Here is a 2,531-nt window from a genome sequence, read left to right as displayed (position 1 = left end):
GGGTCACCGAGCAGACCCGCACGGGCGGCGACGTCGACCATCTGCTGCTCGCCACGTCGCTGCCCTACCTGCTCACCCCGGGGATCCACTGGGTGGAGGCGGCCAGCGAGGCACTCGTCGCCGGGAGCCGGGGCCGCGTCCTCGCCCGCGGGGCGGAGAAGGTCCGCCAGCGGGTCGACCTCGAGCACTGGTCGGCGTTCGGGGAGTCGTTCGCGGCCATGGCCGAGCTGCTGCGGGCGGTGGCCTCGGGGGAGCGCGGCCCGGCACCCGCCTCGGTGGTGCTGCTGTCCGGCGACGTCCACCACGCCTACGTCGCCCGGGCGGAGCTGCCGGGGGCGCGCTGCCCGGTGGTGCAGGCGGTCTGCTCGCCGTTTCGCAACCCGCTCGGCCCGGGCATCCGCCGGGTCGACCGACTCGCCCGCCGCCGCCCCGTGGCGGCCGGCATCCGGGCGTTCGCGAAGCTCGCGGGCGCGCCGGACCCGGCCATCGACTGGCGGGTGAGCGACGGCCCCTGGTTCGAGAGCCAGATCGCCTACCTCGACGTCGACGGCCGTGCGCTCACGCTGCGCCTGGACAAGACCGAGCCGGACGGCACCCCCGGCGGCCTCGACGAGGTCCTGCGCGCCGCCCTTTCCTGACTTCCTCCTGGCCGGGTTCGCCCCTCCAGGCCGATCTTCCTACAGGCCGATCTTCCTACAGGCCGAGGTGGCGGGCGATGAGCATTTTCTGCACCTCGCTCGTTCCCTCGCCGATCTCGAGGATCTTGCTGTCCCGCCAGTGCCGGGCGACGGGATACTCGTTCATGAATCCGTAGCCGCCGTGGATCTGCGTCGCCTCACGCGCGTTGGTGACCGCGGCCTCGCTGCTGAACAGCTTCGCGATCGCCGCCTCCTTCTTGAACGGCAGCCCCGCGGCCATCCGGGCGGCGGCGTCGTAGTAGGCGGTACGGGCGACGTGGGTCCGCGCCTCCATCTCGGCGATCTTGAACGCGATGCCCTGGTTCGCGCCGATCGGCCGGCCGAAGGCCTGGCGGGCGCGGGCGTAGGCGACCGACTCGTCGACGCACGCCTGCGCGAGCCCCACCGCCAGCGCCGCGATCGCGATCCGCCCCTCGTCCAGGATCGACAGGAAGTTGGCGTAGCCCCGCCCGCGCTCGCCGAGCAGGTTGGCCGCGGGCACCCGCACATCCCGCAACGTCAACGGATGGGTGTCGCTCGCATGCCAGCCGACCTTCGAATAGGCCGGCTCCGCGGTGAACCCGGGGCGGGGGACCGGGACGAGGAAGGTGCTGATCTCCTTCGCGCCATCGCCGGTGGTACCGGTCACCGCGGTGACGGTGACCAGCCGGGTGATGTCGGTGCCCGAGTTCGTGATGAACGCCTTCGATCCGTTGATCACCCACTCGTCGCCGTCGCGCACCGCGGTGGTGCGGATGCCGCCGGCGTCGCTGCCGGCCTCCGGCTCGGTCAGCCCGAACGCGCCGAGCGCCTCCCCGGTACACAGCCGCGGCAGCCATTCCCGCTTCTGCTCCACGGTGCCGAACCGGTAGACGGGCATCGCCCCGAGGGAGCAGCCGGCCTCCAGGGTGATCGCGACGGACGAATCCACCCGGGCGAGCTCCTCGATCGCCAGGCACAACGCGAAGAAATCCCCGCCCATCCCGCCGTACTCCACCGGGAAGGGCAGGCCGAACAGCCCCATCTTCCCCATCCCGGCGACGATCTCGTAGGGGAAGGTCCGCTCCTCGTCGTGGCGGGCCGCGGCGGGCGCGGCGACGGCACGGGCGAACGCCGCGACGGTTCGGCGCAGGGCCTCCTGCTCGTCGGTCAGGCGCGTGTCGGGCATGGGGCTCGTCTCCCGGGGACGGTGTGGCTGTCGTCCACCATCATCACCGAGACGACCGGCGCCGCCGTGGATCTCAGCCGGATGGATCTCAGCCGGGCGGCGCGGGAACGGGCCGGGGGCGCAGCGCCGGGGGAATGCCGGGCTCGGCGTCGACGACGCGCAGCAGCAGGCGCAGCAGCTGAGCCTGCTCGTCCGGGGTCAGCTGGCGCAGCGAGGCGGGCGGTTCGAACAGCAGGTCGCACGCACGTTCGAACACGACCCGGCCCTCGTCGGTCAGCGCGACCGTCTTCGCCCGTCGGTCGGTCGGATGCGGCTCGCGGCGGGCGACGCCGCGGCGCTCGAGCAGGTCGACGACGCTGGTGAGGTAGCTCGGGTCATGGCGGAAGGTCTCGACGAGCTCGCGCATCGGGCGCGGGCCGCTCGAGAGCACCAGCAGGATCTTCAGGGCGGCCGGGGTGAGATCGAACGCCTGGCAGACGGTGTGCATCCGGCTGGGGGCCTCGCCGCCGAAGGCCAGCGCCAGCATGGCGCGCCACGCCTCGCGCGCCGTCTCCCCGGCGCCGTCGGCGGTACCTGCGCCATCGGCGGTACCTGCGCCGTCGGCCTCGCCGGTGCTGTCAGCCTCACCGGCGTCCATGGCCTCGACGGCCGCGTCCCGGATGATCACCCCGCGACCCTCCCTCCCC

General features: G+C 73.3%; 2 protein-coding genes and 1 pseudogene. 1 reads left to right on the top strand and 2 read right to left on the bottom strand.

Annotated elements, in window-relative coordinates; genetic code table 11:
* Positions 1–638: pseudogene (locus C1A33_RS35205) on the top strand (alkaline phosphatase D family protein); the annotation flags it as partial.
* 55 nt (positions 639–693) lie between these two features.
* Here C1A33_RS35205 and C1A33_RS23675 read toward each other — a convergent pair.
* Entirely contained in the window at positions 694–1,845 is a 1,152-nt protein-coding gene (locus C1A33_RS23675) for an acyl-CoA dehydrogenase family protein (protein ID WP_101833550.1), read from the bottom strand.
* A gap of 88 nt (positions 1,846–1,933) precedes the next feature.
* Positions 1,934–2,531: MarR family winged helix-turn-helix transcriptional regulator (locus C1A33_RS23670; RefSeq protein WP_423748134.1), on the bottom strand; the 598-nt coding region annotated here is incomplete at its 5' end.

It is taken from the genome of Frankia canadensis, from assembly GCF_900197875.1.
GTDB classification, from domain to species: Bacteria; Actinomycetota; Actinomycetes; order Frankiales; family Frankiaceae; genus Frankia; species Frankia canadensis.
This window is presented reverse-complemented; position numbering and strand designations above follow the sequence as displayed.

Coding starts and splice junctions, on each gene's coding strand:
- C1A33_RS23675 (WP_101833550.1), bottom strand. CDS start 1,845: ATGCCCGACACGCGCCTGACCGACGAGCAGGAGGCCCTGCGCCGAACC.